The 14,223-nt window shown below is 68.4% G+C and carries 14 protein-coding genes; 4 read left to right on the top strand and 10 right to left on the bottom strand.

Features of this window, described 5'->3' with window-relative positions:
• Nucleotides 1-26: 26 nt before the first annotated feature.
• A complete protein-coding gene (locus LC452_RS10355; protein ID WP_223624891.1) occupies nt 27-311 on the top strand; it encodes a DUF1905 domain-containing protein in 285 nt (94 codons plus the stop codon).
• 15 nt (nt 312-326) lie between these two features.
• On the opposite strand, the gene LC452_RS10350 is transcribed toward LC452_RS10355, so the two are convergent.
• The 3 genes from LC452_RS10350 to LC452_RS10340 all read right to left on the bottom strand — a co-directional run bounded on the left by LC452_RS10350 (nt 327) and on the right by LC452_RS10340 (nt 2,002).
• The gene (locus tag LC452_RS10350) at nt 327-872 is read right to left on the bottom strand and encodes a GNAT family N-acetyltransferase (protein ID WP_223624889.1); all 546 of its coding nucleotides are present in this window, start codon (nt 870-872) and stop codon (nt 327-329) included.
• 158 nt (nt 873-1,030) lie between these two features.
• The gene (locus LC452_RS10345; protein ID WP_223624886.1) at nt 1,031-1,627 is read right to left on the bottom strand and encodes an AAA family ATPase; all 597 of its coding nucleotides are present in this window, start codon (nt 1,625-1,627) and stop codon (nt 1,031-1,033) included.
• Nucleotides 1,628-1,636: 9 nt separating this feature from the next.
• Entirely contained in the window at nt 1,637-2,002 is a 366-nt protein-coding gene (locus tag LC452_RS10340; protein WP_223624884.1) for a VOC family protein, read from the bottom strand.
• Between the two features lie 54 nt (nt 2,003-2,056).
• Here LC452_RS10340 and LC452_RS10335 point away from each other — a divergent pair, with 54 nt between their 5' ends.
• From LC452_RS10335 to LC452_RS10325, 3 genes are all read left to right on the top strand, one after another.
• Entirely contained in the window at nt 2,057-3,382 is a 1,326-nt protein-coding gene (locus LC452_RS10335; RefSeq protein ID WP_223624882.1) for a nitrate/nitrite transporter, read from the top strand.
• An 18-nt stretch (nt 3,383-3,400) separates the two neighbouring features.
• Entirely contained in the window at nt 3,401-3,844 is a 444-nt protein-coding gene (locus LC452_RS10330) for a GNAT family N-acetyltransferase (protein WP_223624880.1), read from the top strand.
• A gap of 182 nt (nt 3,845-4,026) precedes the next feature.
• Nucleotides 4,027-5,103, top strand: a complete 1,077-nt coding sequence (locus tag LC452_RS10325; protein ID WP_223624878.1) for a phosphotransferase enzyme family protein — start codon at nt 4,027-4,029, stop codon at nt 5,101-5,103.
• A gap of 17 nt (nt 5,104-5,120) precedes the next feature.
• On the opposite strand, the gene LC452_RS10320 is transcribed toward LC452_RS10325, so the two are convergent.
• The 7 genes from LC452_RS10320 to polA all read right to left on the bottom strand — a co-directional run bounded on the left by LC452_RS10320 (nt 5,121) and on the right by polA (nt 14,197).
• Entirely contained in the window at nt 5,121-5,867 is a 747-nt protein-coding gene (locus LC452_RS10320; protein WP_223624876.1) for a formylglycine-generating enzyme family protein, read from the bottom strand.
• A 4-nt stretch (nt 5,868-5,871) separates the two neighbouring features.
• A complete protein-coding gene (locus LC452_RS10315; RefSeq protein ID WP_308116474.1) occupies nt 5,872-6,531 on the bottom strand; it encodes a hypothetical protein in 660 nt (219 codons plus the stop codon).
• A complete protein-coding gene (locus LC452_RS10310) occupies nt 6,528-7,274 on the bottom strand; it encodes an SGNH/GDSL hydrolase family protein (protein ID WP_223627615.1) in 747 nt (248 codons plus the stop codon). The genes LC452_RS10315 and LC452_RS10310 overlap by 4 nt, the downstream gene beginning before the upstream one ends.
• A 49-nt stretch (nt 7,275-7,323) precedes the next feature.
• Nucleotides 7,324-8,676 carry an MFS transporter gene (locus tag LC452_RS10305; protein WP_223624874.1) on the bottom strand — a complete coding sequence of 451 codons (1,353 nt, stop codon included), beginning with the start codon at nt 8,674-8,676 and terminating at the stop codon, nt 7,324-7,326.
• 48 nt (nt 8,677-8,724) lie between these two features.
• Nucleotides 8,725-9,759 carry an LLM class flavin-dependent oxidoreductase gene (locus LC452_RS10300; protein ID WP_223624872.1) on the bottom strand — a complete coding sequence of 345 codons (1,035 nt, stop codon included), beginning with the start codon at nt 9,757-9,759 and terminating at the stop codon, nt 8,725-8,727.
• Between the two features lie 54 nt (nt 9,760-9,813).
• Nucleotides 9,814-11,490 carry a DUF885 domain-containing protein gene (locus tag LC452_RS10295; protein ID WP_223624870.1) on the bottom strand — a complete coding sequence of 559 codons (1,677 nt, stop codon included), beginning with the start codon at nt 11,488-11,490 and terminating at the stop codon, nt 9,814-9,816.
• 73 nt (nt 11,491-11,563) lie between these two features.
• Nucleotides 11,564-14,197 carry a DNA polymerase I gene (gene polA / locus LC452_RS10290; protein WP_223624868.1) on the bottom strand — a complete coding sequence of 878 codons (2,634 nt, stop codon included), beginning with the start codon at nt 14,195-14,197 and terminating at the stop codon, nt 11,564-11,566.
• Between the last annotated feature and the right edge of the window lie 26 nt (nt 14,198-14,223).

Here is a 14,223-nt window from a genome sequence, read left to right as displayed (position 1 = left end):
CGCCACCGGCAAGACAGGAGCACATCATGGACACCGTCACTCCCCTCGACATCATCTTCGTCGCCACGCTCGGGAAGGTTCGCGACGGAGACACCTGGACTTGCGTCCAGCTGCCGGATTCGGCGTCCGTCTTCGGGACTCGTGGCCTGGTCAAGGTCGCCGGAACCGTCGACGGAGAAGAGTTCCGCGGCGCGTTCATGGCCCTCGGCGACGGTACGCACAAGCTTCCCATCGCCGCGGCCATCCGCAAGCGGATCGACAAGACGGACGGTGACGAGGTCACCGTGCACCTCACGCAGCGCCTCAACTGATAGGAAGCTCGATGCTCAGCTCGGCCGGATGAGGCCGTAGACGAGCATGTCGCGCCGCGCGCTTCCGATCTTCTGCCACGAGTGCAGAAGGCCTTCACGAGCGAATCCGGCTCGCTCCGCCATCCGCCACGACGCCTCGTTCGAGGGATCGACATGAAGCTGCAGGCGATGCAGCTCGGCGGTCTCCCACGCCCAGACACAGAGAGTCTGCAGCGCATCGAACGCGTGTCCGCGGCGTCGATGGCTCGGACGGATCCAGTAGCCGATCGTCGCACGTCCCTGATCGATGTCCCGCAGCCACAGTCCGATCTGGCCGACGCACTCATCCCCCGCCTGGATGGCGAACGAATAGCCGGTGCCGCTGGCTGCGCGTCGGTGCTGCCGAGCTATCCACTCTTCCGCAAGTCGCGGATCCGCCACCGGAGGAACCGTCGTGACGCTCGTGATCGCGTCGTCTGTCGATGCCTCGAGAACGGCCTCGATGTCACCTTCCTCGAAATCGCGGAGAGTGATCTCGTTTCCCACGATGCGGGGCACGAAGAGACCTCGAGGTTCCGTCATCAGACCAGTATCGTCGCCCCGGGCCAAGGTGCCGGCCGCACTGACCATCGCTCGCGCCGCGTCCGCCGTCCCTGGCATCCGCGATCAGAGCGCACATCTGATGGTCATCGCACACAGGCCGGACTGATCGGGTCTGCCGGAGCATCTGCGATCCGGCTTCAGCCCCGGGAACGGACCGCGAGCGTTCGCCGAACCCATTCCTCCACCACGCCCGCGACCTCCTCCGACGCAAGCCCATCGGTGTCGATGATCTCCGCCGCCCAGCGCGCATCACCGCGCTCCCATTCGGCCCACCGCTCCCAAGCCATCGGCACCCCGCTCTCGACGCGGATCACCTCGGGTGCATGTCGGGGGTCGAGCGTGTGGCCGCGGAACCACTCTCCGAACCGGTTGTGGTGCACGATCGCCGCCGGATCCTCACCGCGCGCTTGCAGACGCTCGGTCCGCACCTCGGGAGAGCAGTGCAGCATGCACACCGCGATGTCGTCGAGGCTGTCCGCGGACGGCGCAGCGAGCAACTCGCCCATCGGCACCTGGCCGCAGAGAAGCATGTGCTCACCCGCGGCCTGTGCCTGAAGCGCCTGCTGCACCCAGTGCTCGACAGCACCATGACGCCATGCCGTGTCCGCGCCGTCGGGCACACCGATCGAATCGAACTCGACGCAGCGCACCGGTTCCGGCCACGTCACCCCGTCGAGATGAGCCAGGACCGTCGACTTGCCCACCCCGCTGGCACCGGTGAGAGAGAACAGCATCCGGTCAGACTACTGCGCGGCCCAGACTCCCAGTTCGTTGCCACTCGGGTCGGCGAAGTGAAGCCGCCGACCGCCCGGGAACTCGTACGGCAGCTGCAGGATCGTCCCTCCCGCCGCCACGATGCCGTCCATCGTCGCGTCGAGATCCGCCGAGTACAGCAGCACGAGCGGTCCACCGACCGGTCGCGGTTCTTCGGCGACCAGGAGTCCGCCGACCTCGCCCTCGCCGTCGGGGGCGGCGATCCCCGCGTAGCCGGGGCCGTAGTCGACGAAGGACCAGCCGAAGGCCTCGGTATAGAACCGGGTGGCAGCGGCGAGATCTGTCACGACGAGTTCGACGTAGTCGAGGGAGTGGTGCTGCGGTGTGGTCATCATGCGAGCAGGCTAGCGGCGGCATCCGACATCACCCCACAGGAGTAGCGTGGAAGCGTGCCGCAGGTCCCCCGCTCCCCCGTGTCGACGCCGGAGTGGCGGGCATGGCTGGTGTGGTCGGTGGGCGTCGCGGCTTACGTTCTCGCGATCACGAACCGCACCTCGCTCGGCGCGGTCGGGGTGGAGGCGGCGGATCGCTTCCAGGCCGACGCGTCGACGCTGGCCCTCTTCGCCGTCGTCCAGCTCGCTGTCTACGGCGGCATGCAGATCCCGATCGGCGTGCTCCTCGACCGCTACGGTTCCCGGCCGATCATGACCGTCGGCATGCTCCTGATGGCCGCGGGCCAGCTGACCATGGCTCTCTCCCCCAGCGTGGGCATCGCCATCGTGGCACGCGTGCTCCTCGGCGCCGGTGACGCGGCGATCTTCCCCGCCGTCCTCCGGCTCGTCGCGACCTGGTTTCCGGCGCAGCGCGGTCCGATCATGGTGCAGTTCACCGGCATCGTCGGGCAGGCCGGCCAACTGATCGCTCTCGTCCCGCTCGCCGCGCTCCTGCACGCGACGACCTGGACGATCACCTTCGGGAGCATCGCCGGCCTCGGCGTGCTGTTCGCGATCCTCGTCTTCCTCATCATCCGCAACCACCCGCCCGAGCGCGACGCCGACGTCACCGTCAACACCGATACCGGCGTGATCCGCGTCGTGACCTCGGCGATCGACACCGGTGTCGGCATCCGCGCGGCCTGGGCGCACCCCGGCACCAGGCTCGCCTTCTGGTCGCACTTCACGACGCCTTTCGCCGGCACCGCATTCGTCCTCCTCTGGGGTATGCCGTTCCTGACTGCCGCTCAAGGACTGGACACCGCTCACGCGGCTGGCATCATCTCGGTCTATGTCGTCGCCGGCATGGTCCTGGGTCCCGTCATCGGCGATCTCTCTCGAAGACTGCCGAACTATCGTTCCCTCGCCCTCGTCCTTCCCGCCGTCGGTGTGCAGATGGTGGCATGGATCGTCGTCCTCGCCCTCCCCGGGCCCGCTCCCCTGTGGCTGCTGTATCTGCTCGCCATCGCGCTGGCCACCGGCGGCCCCGCCTCGATGATCGCCTTCGACCACGCCCGCACCCACAATCCCTCGCACCGCCTGAGCACAGCGACCGGAGTCACCAACGCCGGCGGCTTCATCGCTGCCCTCATCGCGATCTTCCTGATCGGGCTCGCGCTCGACCTGCAGGGTGCGGGAACCCCCGAGACGTACTCGCTCGACGCCTTCCGCATCGCCTTCCTGATGCCCATACCGCTGTGGATCCTGGGGGTCGTCTTCATCCTCATCGAGCGGAAGCGCACGCGGATCCGCATCGGTCTGGATCCCGAGCGACGTCGCTGAGCACTCATAGGATGAAGCATGGTCTCTGGCTTCACCTTCTCCTCTGATTCGTCCCGTATCGACCGCACGCAGGTGCACGCCTGGCTCAGTGAGCAGGCGTACTGGGCCAAGGGACGCGCACGGGAGGTGCAGGATGCCGCGATCGACGGCTCGCGCAACTACAGCGTGTGGAACACGGACGGCGAACAGGTCGCCTATGCCCGTGTCGTGACGGATGCCGTGACGTTCGCCTGGTTGTGCGACGTCTTCGTCGACGAGAGCGCGCGAGGGAACGGCGTCGGCAAGATGCTCGTCGAGGGCGTCATCGCCGACCTGCAGCCGCTGCCGGTGAGTCGTATCCTGCTTGCCACCTCCGACGCGCATGGCCTCTACGCCCAGTATGGATTCGCTCCTGCGGAGGATCCGAACCGCTACATGATCAAGCAGATGAAGGCGGCCGATCAGCCGCAGAACACTCCTTGACCTGGCACCGTTTCTCGGCGAGGATGAGCCCACGGCGCCGACCAGTCGCCGAGCTTCGGAACATCCGCTCCAGCCGGTGTTCGCGTCGCGAAGGGGATCAGCCCCCACGGTCGTGACTGCCGGAAGCCATCTTCTGACACCTGCGTCGCTGGAGGGCGAGAGTGTCGCGAGGAGGCTTTGCCATGACCAAGGACGCCCGTTTCAAGAGAGTCGTTCGCCGCCACGCCGAGGAGACAGGTCAGCGGTACACCGCTGCTCTCGCGGACATCGATGGGCTGAGCTCGCGGATGGATCACGAGCCCGCAGGCGATCGACTGCTCGATCATCTCCGTGACCGCTACGGCATCGACGCGACCACCGCGACGAGACTCAGCGTGCACAAGACCTACGTCTTCCGCATCGACCGGAACGACGGCGCCCCGTGGGTCGCCCGTGCCTTTCCGCCGGCCCGCTCTCGTGCTCGCGTCGAGGGTGACGCCGCGATCCTGCGTTTCCTGGAACAGCACGGCTACCCGGCCGAGCGCGCCGCCGCCGACGACGCGGTCACGGACCTCGACGGAAGCTCCGTCCTGGTCACCCGGTTCATCGATGGCACTCCCCTGCCGGAGGGTCCCGCGAAGTTCGCGATCATGGGGGAACTTCTCGGCCGCCTGCACGCGCTGCCGGCCGGTGCCGCGGCGAGTCGTCCTGGCGGAGCGAGCGGCGAGGATCCGCGCCATGAGGGAGCGCCCCGTCAGGATCTGCTGGCGGCTCTGGCCTTCCTCGACGCGGTCGACAGCAAGGTGCCCCCGGTGGAGCGCGAACGGTTCGAGCAGCTCAGGTCGAAGGTCCGCTCGACCGACGACGGCGCCGGGCTGCCGGAAGCACTGCTGCACGGCAACCTGCTGCACTCCCCCGATCACGCACTGGTCAGCGCCGAGGGGCCGATGGCCTTCAACTGGAAGGCTTCGGGTCGTGGCCCGCGGCTCGCCGATCTCGCGTACCTCCTCTGGGGCACCGGGGCGTGGAATCCGCGTCGCCCGGATCAGGAGTGCATCGACGCCGCGGTGTCCGCGTACCGTCGGCATGTCGAGCCGACAGCGGAAGAGCTCGATCGGCTCGCCGACATCATGTTCGTCCGCACGCTCTACCTCGTCTGCTTCGGCTACCGCCGAGCTGTCGAGAGCGGGGTGCCGTTCGACGAGTGGTTCTTCATCGAACCGGCGGACTACTACACGGCGACGGCCGAAGCGACCCGGGCCGCCTTCCGCCGCGTCTGAGCGCAGCTCGACCGGATTCAGCGCCGGAGGGGCGTCCATCCGGGTGGCAGCGGTCCGTCGAAGGCCGCTCTCTCCCGGTCGGCCTCCGCCGACCATCCCTGCGCCTCGCCGTCGGTGTCGAACGCGCCGCGCGCGAGCCGGACGCCGACGTCGTCGTGATGCATGCGCGGCGCTCCCCCGCGGCGGACAGATGCCCGCACGCTCCAGGCATCGTCCGCGAACCCGCCGCCGCGGAACACGCGATAGTCGTCGTACCGCGCCGGATCCAGGAGGTCCCAACACCATTCCCACACGTTGCCGAGCGTGTCGAAAAGGCCGTTGAGGTTCGGGATCCTGCCGCCCACGTTCTGCGGCGCGCTGACGCCGTCGGCGCTGGTCCATGCCGCATCCGCCAGCGGCGCGTAGTGCGGACCGACGGACCCGGCGCGGCACGCGTACTCCCACTCCGCCTCCGTCGGCAGCCGATACCCGTCTGCCGTGACATCCCAGCTCACGTCCTCGCCGTCGAACAGGTAGACGGGATCGAACCCCTCCCATTCGGACGCCGCGTTGCAGAAGTGCACGGCGCGCAGCCAGCTGACATCGACGGCAGGGCGGGACGGATGCCGCTGCGCGATGCCGAGCACGTCTGCCAGTTGCTCCTCGGTGACCGGATAGACGCCGATCTCGAACGGCTCCAGCTCCACCGTGCGCTGGAGCTTCCGGCGCGCATCGTGCAGGGTGACGGATCCCGCACGAATGCGGGCCATCTCGAGGTCGGACACGCCCTCAGCCCGCGATCCGGATCTCGCCGGTGGTCGTCGCCTCCGTGCCGGGCTTCGCCTCGTCGGGGAGGCGGATCGCGAACAGGCGCAGGAAGTACTGGCACAACGGCCCGACGAGCAGCGCGAACGCCACGGTGCCGACGCCGACGTTCCCGCCGAGCGCCCAGCCGACCGCGACGACCATCACTTCGAGGCCGGTGCGCACGACCCAGATGGGCCAGCCGGTGCGCCGATGAAGTCCGGTCATGAGGCCGTCGCGCGGTCCGGGGCCGAATGACGCACCGATGTACAGGCCGGTGGCGCCGGCGAGCACCAGCAGACCGATGACGAAGAAGATGATCCGCACCCAGAGGGCGTCGGTCTCGGGGATCAGGAGGAAGCCCACGTCGGCCGACGGCCCCACGAGGAGTGCGTTCAGCACGGTGCCGATGCCCGGCCTCTGCCGGATCGGAATCCAGAGGAGCAGGACGACGATGCTGACGAGGATGGTGATGACACCGAACGTCAGCGGGATGTGGCGCGCGATTCCCTGCGTGAGGACGTCCCAGGGTGCCGCCCCGATCATCCCGCGCACGATGAAGGCGATGCCGATGCCGTAGAGGAACAGACCGACGAGCAACTGGGTGATGCGGCGCGGCATCCGGCGGCCGCGCAGTCGGTTCACGACGGGGTCCGCTCGACCCACATCGGGTACTTCGCCATGCGGCCGTCTCCGGAGGAGGTGCGCGTCACGCGACGGCGGACCCACGGACCGACGTGCTCCCGGTAGTACGCCAGTCCGGAAGGTCGCGCTCCACCTCGTTCGCTCGGCGCCCACCAGGTCTCCGGCGGCTCGAAACCGAGGGCGTGGACGACGCGCGCGGCGACGCGGTGGTGACCCGCGGCGTTCATGTGCAGCCGATCCTCTGACCAGTACGCGGGATCGGAGAGCTCGCGGTCGGGCCAGTTCAGCGCACGGACCACGTCGGGGCGGTTCTCGATACGACGGAGCACCGCCTCGGAGAGGAGATCGCCGCGGCGCTGCACCAGTGATCCCATCGGCAGCTGGCCGCTGGGGTTCGCGCCGGAGAGAAGGATCAGGGTCACGCCCTCCTGGTCGCAGCGGCGGAGCACGCGGCTGAAGGCGTCGGCGATGTGCTCGAGGTCGGTGCGCGGCCGCAGCATGTCGTTCCCTCCCCCGTTGAACGAGAGGTGCGTGGGGCGGAGCGCCAGCGCCGGCTCCAGCTGCTCTTCGACGATCGGCCAAGCCAATTTGCCGCGGATCGCAAGGTTCGCGTACTGGATGGAGTGCCCTGCGGCGTCCGCCCAGCCCTGCGCGGCGAGATCCGCCCAGCCGCGTTCCCTGCCGTCGGGAAGGATGTCGCCGACCCCTTCCGTGAAGGAGTCACCGATAGCCACGAAACGCACATCTGCCACCGCACAAGCCTATTCCCGCGCGGGGACGGCGCGGCGCAGCTCAGCGATCGTCGAGTGCGGCGCCACCACGGTCGGCGAGTCCCCAAGCGGCGACCGCCGCCACCACGAAACACGCGCCGAAGACGATGAAAAGCAGCGGCGTGCCGCCGGCGACGAGCAGCAGCGGCACCGACAGCGGTGCGGCGATGGAGGCGACGCGCCCGACGCCGGCCGCCCATCCTGCACCGGTTCCACGGAGCGACGTCGGATACGTCTCGGGCGTGATCGCGTACAGAGCACCCCAGGCGCCGAGGTTGAAGAACGACAGGGCCATGCCCGAGGCGATGATGGCGGTCTCGGTGGTGGCGGTGCCGAAGAACACGGCAGAGACCGCGGAGCCGACGAGGAAGACCGACAGGGTCGCGCGCCGCCCCCAGACCTCGATGAGCCAGGCGGCGACGGCATACCCGGGCAGCTGCGCCAGCGTGATGATGAGCGTGAACCCGAACGACCGCACCAGGTCGAATCCCGCATCGAGCAGGATGCTGGGGATCCAGATGAACGCGCCGTAGTAAGCGAAGTTGACGCACAGCCACACGAGCCAGAGGCAGAGAGTGCGCACGCGGAACTCCTGGTTCCACAGGGTCTTCAGGCGCGCGCGGGTCGTGACGGCGATCGCGCGCGATGCCGGCTCCTTGCGGATCGCCGGTGCCGCGACGACGCGAGCCTCGGCCTCGAAGGCCGAGACGATCCGATCCGCCTCGGCGATCCGTCCGCGGGAGGCGAGCCATCGTGGGGACTCCGGCAGCCCCCAGCGGACGATCAGCGCGTAGATCGCCGGAATGGCTCCAAGGGCGAAGGCCCACCGCCATCCGGCATCGGATGCCGGGATCACGAAGTACCCGATGAGAGCGGACGCGGTCCAGCCCACCGCCCAGAACGCCTCGAGGATTACGATGAGGCGGCCGCGTATGCGGGCGGGAGCGAATTCGCTCACGTACGTCGACGCGACCGGCAGCTCGGCGCCCAGTCCGAGACCGACGAAGAACCGCAGCACGAGCAGCGCCGCGATTCCGCCGACCAGCGCACTCGCGCCCGTCGCGATGCCGTAGATGAGCAGCGTGAGGGCGAACACCTGACGACGTCCGATCCTGTCGGCCAGAAGGCCACCCAGGGTCGCGCCGATCGCCATGCCGAGGAACCCGATCGAGGCGATCCAGCCCGCGTCCGTCTTCGTCAGACCCCACTGCTGAGTGAGCGCGGCGAGGATGAACGAGATGAGTCCGACGTCCATCGCGTCGAGCGCCCAGCCGGCTCCCGAGCCGGTGAGCACGCGGAGATGGCGCCGCGTGAACGGCAGATCGTCGAGGCGCTCGGCGAGCGACGCACGGCTCGGCAGGGCGGTGTTGGCCATGTCCTCATCGTAGGGCGGCGCGCACCCGCGCCGCCCTACGATGACGGCTCAGTCGCGCGCGGCCAGGATCTTGCGCACCCGCGGGATCACCTCGGTGCCGTAGAGCTCGATGCTGCGCATCATGGACTCGTGCGAGAGCGTGCCGGTCGCGTACTTGAGATCGAACCGTCCGAGTCCGAGCGTCGTGACGGTGTCGGCGATCTTGGCCGCGACACGGTCGGGGGAACCCGCATAGATGGCGCCCTCGGGACCGACGTCGTTCTGGAAACGCGCGCGGCTGTACGCAGGCCAGCCGCGCTCGCGTCCGATGGTGTTGTTCATCGCCTCGAAGCCGGAGTACGCGGCGTCCCAGGCTTCGGCATCCGTCTCGGCGATGTGGCCGGGCGAGTGCACCGATATCGGGTGCGAGGTCGTTCCGAAGGACGCGACCGAGCGGTGGTACAGCTCGACGAACGGCTTGAACCGCACGGCGGGGCCGCCGATGATCGCGAGCATCAGTCCGAGACCGTGCCGGGCGACGCGAACGACGGATTCGGGGCTGCCACCCACGCCGACCCACGTGCGAAGGCCGTTCTCGGTCTTGGGGAACACGTTCGCGTTCTCCAGCGAGGCGCGCATCGTGCCCGACCAGGTGACCGGCTCCTCCTTCAGCAGCTCCGTGAACAGTTCGAGCTTCTGCTCGAAGAGCGCCTCGTAGTCGCGGAGGTCGTAGCCGAACAGCGGGAAGGATTCGATGAAGGATCCCCGGCCGAGCACGACCTCGGCGCGGCCACCGGAGAGTGCGTCGAGCGTCGAGAAGCGTTCGAAGACGCGGACGGGGTCGTCGGATGACAGCACGGTGACGGCCGTGCCGAGGCGGATGCGCTCGGTGCGCGCGGCGATCGCCGCCAGCACCATCTCCGGCGCGGAGACAGCGAACTCGGAGCGGTGGTGCTCCCCCACGCCGAAGAAGTCCACGCCGACGCTGTCGGCCAGTTCCGCCTGCGCCACGACGTTGCGGATCGTCTGCGCCGCCGTGAGAAGCTCGCCATCCGCATCTCGCGTGATGTCGCCGAACGTGTCCAGCCCGAATTCGATGCTCATGTCATCCCTTTCCATTCAGGTGAATGAACACGGTGCGACCGCGCGGCATTCCCGTCAGCGCGGCAGGAGCGAGTTGCGCAGGGTGTCGAGGCCCACGCCGCCCATGTCGAGCGCGCGCTTGTGGAAGTCCTTGAACGAGAACGACTCCCCCTCGGCCGCGCGGACGGCATCGCGGATCTGCTCCCAGATACGCTGTCCGACCTTGTAGGAGGGAGCCTGCCCCGGCCAGCCGAGGTAGCGGTTCACCTCGAACTGCACGAACTGGTCCGACATGTTGACGTTCCCGCGCATGAAGTCGAGGGCATAGGCGGCGTCCCAGGTGCCCGTGCCGTCGAGGCGGGGCTTGCCGAGGTGCACGCCGATGTCGAGCACGACGCGGGCGGCGCGCATGCGCTGCCCGTCGAGCATGCCGAGACGGTCGGCGGGGTCATCCAGGTAGCCGAGCTGCTCCATGAGGCGCTCGGCGTAGAGGGCCCAGCCCTCGGCATGTCCGGAGGTGCCCGCCAGCAGACGTCGCCAGGAGTTCAGCTCTGCGCGGTTGTAGACCGCCTGGGCGATCTGCAGGTGGTGGCCCGGCACACCCTCGTGGAAGACCGTGGTCAGCTCACGCCAGGTATCGAACTCGGTGACGCCCTCGGGCACCGACCACCACATGCGGCCGGGACGGGAGAAGTCGTCGGTGGGACCCGTGTAGTAGATCCCGCCCTCCTGGGTCGGGGCGATCATGCACTCGATCGTGCGGATCGCCTCCGGGATGTCGAAGTGCGAGGCGCCGAGCTCGGCGACGGCACGGTCGCTGGTCTCCTGCATCCACTTCTGGAGCGCATCCGTGCCGACGAGCTTGCGGGCGGGGTCGGACTCCAGGTGCGCGACGGCCTCCTCGACCGAGGCGCCGGGAAGGATCTCGTTCGCGATGGCGGTCTGCTCGGCGACCATGCGGGCGAGTTCTTCACGACCCCACTCGTAGGTCTCGTCCAGGTCGATCGTGGCACCGAGGAAGCGACGCGAGTTCAGTGCGTAGAGCTCGCGGCCGACAGCGTCGACGTCTCCCGCCGCGGGGGCGAGCTCTTCCGCGAGGAAGCGACGGAGCTCACCGTAGGCGACCCGCGCTGCTGCGGAGTTGTCGGCGAGCGTGCGCGCGAGCGAAGCCGGGAGCTGTCCCTCTTCCGGGGCCGCATCGGCGACGAAAGCGGCGAAGAAGCCGTCGTCTGCGGTGTAGCGGTCGATCTGGGTGGCGACCTCGACGACCTGGCGACGTGCCGGGGTGACACCTTCGGCGATGCCCTGTCGCAGGGTCTCGGTGTAGCCGCGCAGTGCGTCGGGCACGGCGGCGAGACGCGTCGCGACGACGCTCCAGTCGTCGGCCGTGGCCGTCGGCATCAGATCGAATGCCGCGCGCACGTCCTGCGCGTTCGAGGCGATCACGTTGAGATCGCGCAGGTGCCACTTCGCCTCGTGGAACTCGAGGTCGAGGCGCAGCTCCGCGCTCAGGTCGGTCTGGGTGACCTCGTCGATCGCGTCGACGGGCTCGAGGGCGGACAGCTTGTCGAGCGTCGCGCGAGTCGCCGCAGCGATCTCTTCGTGCCCCTGCGGGCTCAGGTCGCCGAAGCGGTCGTTCACCTCGTCGCGGCCGATGTAGGTGCCGAGGGTGGGTGCGAGGACAGCGATCGTATCGACCCACTCATCGGCGACCTTGTCGATGGCGGACGGAGTGCGGGGAGCTGAAGTCATCCCTTCAGCCTAATCCCCGGCACCTCTTCGATATATCGGTTCTGTCCGTCGCCGGACTCCCGTGTGGGGCTGCTCAGTGCGCAGCCTCGTTCCAGTCGGCACCGCGGCCGACCTGCACGTCGAGCGGAACCTGGAGGTCGGCTGCATCGCCCATCCGCGTGCGGACGACCCGCTCCACCGCGTCCCACTCGCCGGGAGCGACCTCGACCACGAGCTCGTCGTGGATCTGCAGCAGTGCGCGCGACGAGAGCTTCTCGGACCGCAGGTCGTCGTGGATGTGCAGCAGCGCGATCTTCATGATGTCGGCCGCACTCCCCTGGATCGGAGCGTTCAGCGCGGCGCGCTCGGCATTCTCGCGCAGGACGCGGTTCGGGCTTGCGAGATCGGGGAACGGGCGGCGGCGTCCGAAGATCGTCTCGGTGTAACCGACCTCTTTCGCCTTCATCACCGACGCACGGAGGTAGTCGCGCACCGCTCCGAAGCGCGCGAAGTACTCGACCATCAGCTGTTTCGCCTCGGACTGCTCGATGCGCAGCTGCTTCGAGAGGCCGAAAGCCGAGAGCCCGTAGACGAGGCCGTACGACATCGCCTTGACCTTCGTGCGCATCGCCGCCGTCACATCGCTCGGGTCGACACCGAACACGCGAGCGCCGACGAACCGGTGCAGGTCTTCCCCGCTGTTGAACGCCTCGATGAGCCCCTCGTCGCCGGAGAGGTGCGCCATGATGCGCATCTCGATCTGCGAGTAGTCCGCGGTGAGGAGTGCCTCGTACCCCTCGCCGACCTGGAAGGCGCTGCGGATGCGGCGCGACTCCTCGGTGCGGACCGGGATGTTCTGCAGGTTGGGGTCGGTGCTCGACAGTCGTCCGGTCTGGCTTCCGGTCTGCACGTAGGTCGTGTGCACCCGGTGGTCGTCTCCGATCGCGGTGTCGAGCGACTCGATGATCTGACGGAGCTTCGTCGCCTCACGGTGCTGCAGGAGCAGACTCAGGAAGGGATGCGGGTGCGTCTCCTGCAGATCGGCCAGCGCGGCGGCATCGGTCGAGTATCCCGACTTCGTCTTGCGGGTCTTCGGAAGCTGCAGGTCTTCGAACAGCACCTCCTGCAGCTGCTTGGGCGACCCCAGGTTGAACTCGCGTCCGATGCTGGTGAACGCCTCCTGTGCGAGCCCCTCGGCGCGCGTGGCGAGCTCGCCCGAGAAGGTCGAGAGCACGTCGTGCGACACGGAGACGCCGGCGACCTCCATGTCGGCGAGCGTGAGCAAGGTCGGCAGTTCGATGTCGACGAGGACCTTGTTCACGGAGTCGGGGATGTCTTCCCGCAGGGCGTCGGCAACGCGGAGCGCGAACCAGGCCTCCTGCGACGGCGTCGCCCCTTCGGTCTCGGGGACCAGTTGCGACGGATCGGCCTCGGGCAGCTTCTCGCCGAGGTAGCGCTCGACGAGGTCGGCAAGCGTCTTGTCGGGGAAGCTCGGCCGCAGCAGCCAGCCGGCGAGACTCGTGTCGTACCCCAGCCCATCGAGGCGGATGCCCTGGCGCAGCAGCGCCTTCACCTGCGGCTTCGCATCGTGCAGAACCTTCGGGCTCGGCGACTCGATCCAGTCGCGCAGCGCCTCCGGCGCGGCATCGGTCCAGTCCGACTCGCGCAGGTCGCTGGTCGTGGCCACCCCGATGCGGACGGGCTTGCCGTTCTGGGTGATGATCCGCACAGCGACGTCGCCGTCTTGCGCGGCAGCCCACGCGGCGAGATCCGCGGGGGCGACCTCGACGGGGACGGGAAGCACGACGGCCGACGCCGGGTCGTCGGCCACTTCACCTGCGCCGACGGCCTCGAATACACGCGGGAGCAGCGTGCGGAACTCCAGCCGCGCGAAGATGTCGCGCACTGCCTGCGCATCGATCGGCGTCACCGCGAGGTCGTCGGGTGCGACGGGAAGCTCGACGTCGGTGAGGAGTCGGTTCAGCTTGCGGTTGCGCCGCACGTCGTCGATGTGGTCGCGCAGATTGCCGCCCACCACGCCCTTGATCTCGTCGGCGCGATCGAGCAGCTCGTCGAGCGTGCCGAACTGCGTGAGCCACTTCACGGCGGTCTTCTCGCCGACCTTGGGCACGCCCGGCAGGTTGTCGCTGGTCTCGCCGACGAGCGCGGCGATGTCGGGATACTGCTCCGGCCGCACTCCGTAGCGCTCCTGCACCGTCGCGGGGTCGTAGCGCTTCAGCTGCGAGACGCCCTGCACGTTCGGGTACAGCAGCGTGACCTCGTCGTTGACGAGCTGGATGCTGTCACGGTCTCCCGAGACGATCAGTACGTCGTAGCCCTGCTCGACGCCCTGCGTCGAGAGCGTGGCGAGGATGTCGTCGGCCTCGATGCCCTCTTTCGTGAGGACGGGGATCGACATCGCCGCGAGGCAGTCCTGGAGCAGCGGGATCTGGCCCCGGAACTCCTGCGGGGTCTCTGACCGCGTCGCCTTGTACTCGGGGTACTCATCGGTGCGGAACGAATGCCGCGAGGTGTCGAAGGCGATCGCCAGATGGGTCGGCTGCTCGGCCTTGATGAGGTTCACCAGCATCGACAGGAAGCCGTAGATGGCGTTCGTGTGCTGGTTGTCCTTGGTCGTGAAGTTCTCGACCGGAAGGGCGAAGAAGGCACGATAGGCGAGCGAATGGCCGTCGATGACCATGAGGGTAGGCTTTGCGGAGTCCGTCACCCTGTCAGCCTAACGAGGACGACAGA

The organism is Microbacterium sp. EST19A, assembly GCF_019969685.1.
In the GTDB taxonomy this organism is placed as follows: domain Bacteria; phylum Actinomycetota; class Actinomycetes; order Actinomycetales; family Microbacteriaceae; genus Microbacterium.
This window is presented reverse-complemented; position numbering and strand designations above follow the sequence as displayed.

Coding starts and splice junctions, on each gene's coding strand:
- LC452_RS10325 (WP_223624878.1), top strand. CDS start 4,027: ATGACCAAGGACGCCCGTTTCAAGAGAGTCGTTCGCCGCCACGCCGAG.
- LC452_RS10345 (WP_223624886.1), bottom strand. CDS start 1,627: ATGCTGTTCTCTCTCACCGGTGCCAGCGGGGTGGGCAAGTCGACGGTC.
- LC452_RS10305 (WP_223624874.1), bottom strand. CDS start 8,676: ATGGCCAACACCGCCCTGCCGAGCCGTGCGTCGCTCGCCGAGCGCCTC.
- LC452_RS10350 (WP_223624889.1), bottom strand. CDS start 872: ATGACGGAACCTCGAGGTCTCTTCGTGCCCCGCATCGTGGGAAACGAG.
- LC452_RS10300 (WP_223624872.1), bottom strand. CDS start 9,759: ATGAGCATCGAATTCGGGCTGGACACGTTCGGCGACATCACGCGAGAT.
- LC452_RS10340 (WP_223624884.1), bottom strand. CDS start 2,002: ATGATGACCACACCGCAGCACCACTCCCTCGACTACGTCGAACTCGTC.
- LC452_RS10295 (WP_223624870.1), bottom strand. CDS start 11,490: ATGACTTCAGCTCCCCGCACTCCGTCCGCCATCGACAAGGTCGCCGAT.
- LC452_RS10355 (WP_223624891.1), top strand. CDS start 27: ATGGACACCGTCACTCCCCTCGACATCATCTTCGTCGCCACGCTCGGG.
- LC452_RS10330 (WP_223624880.1), top strand. CDS start 3,401: ATGGTCTCTGGCTTCACCTTCTCCTCTGATTCGTCCCGTATCGACCGC.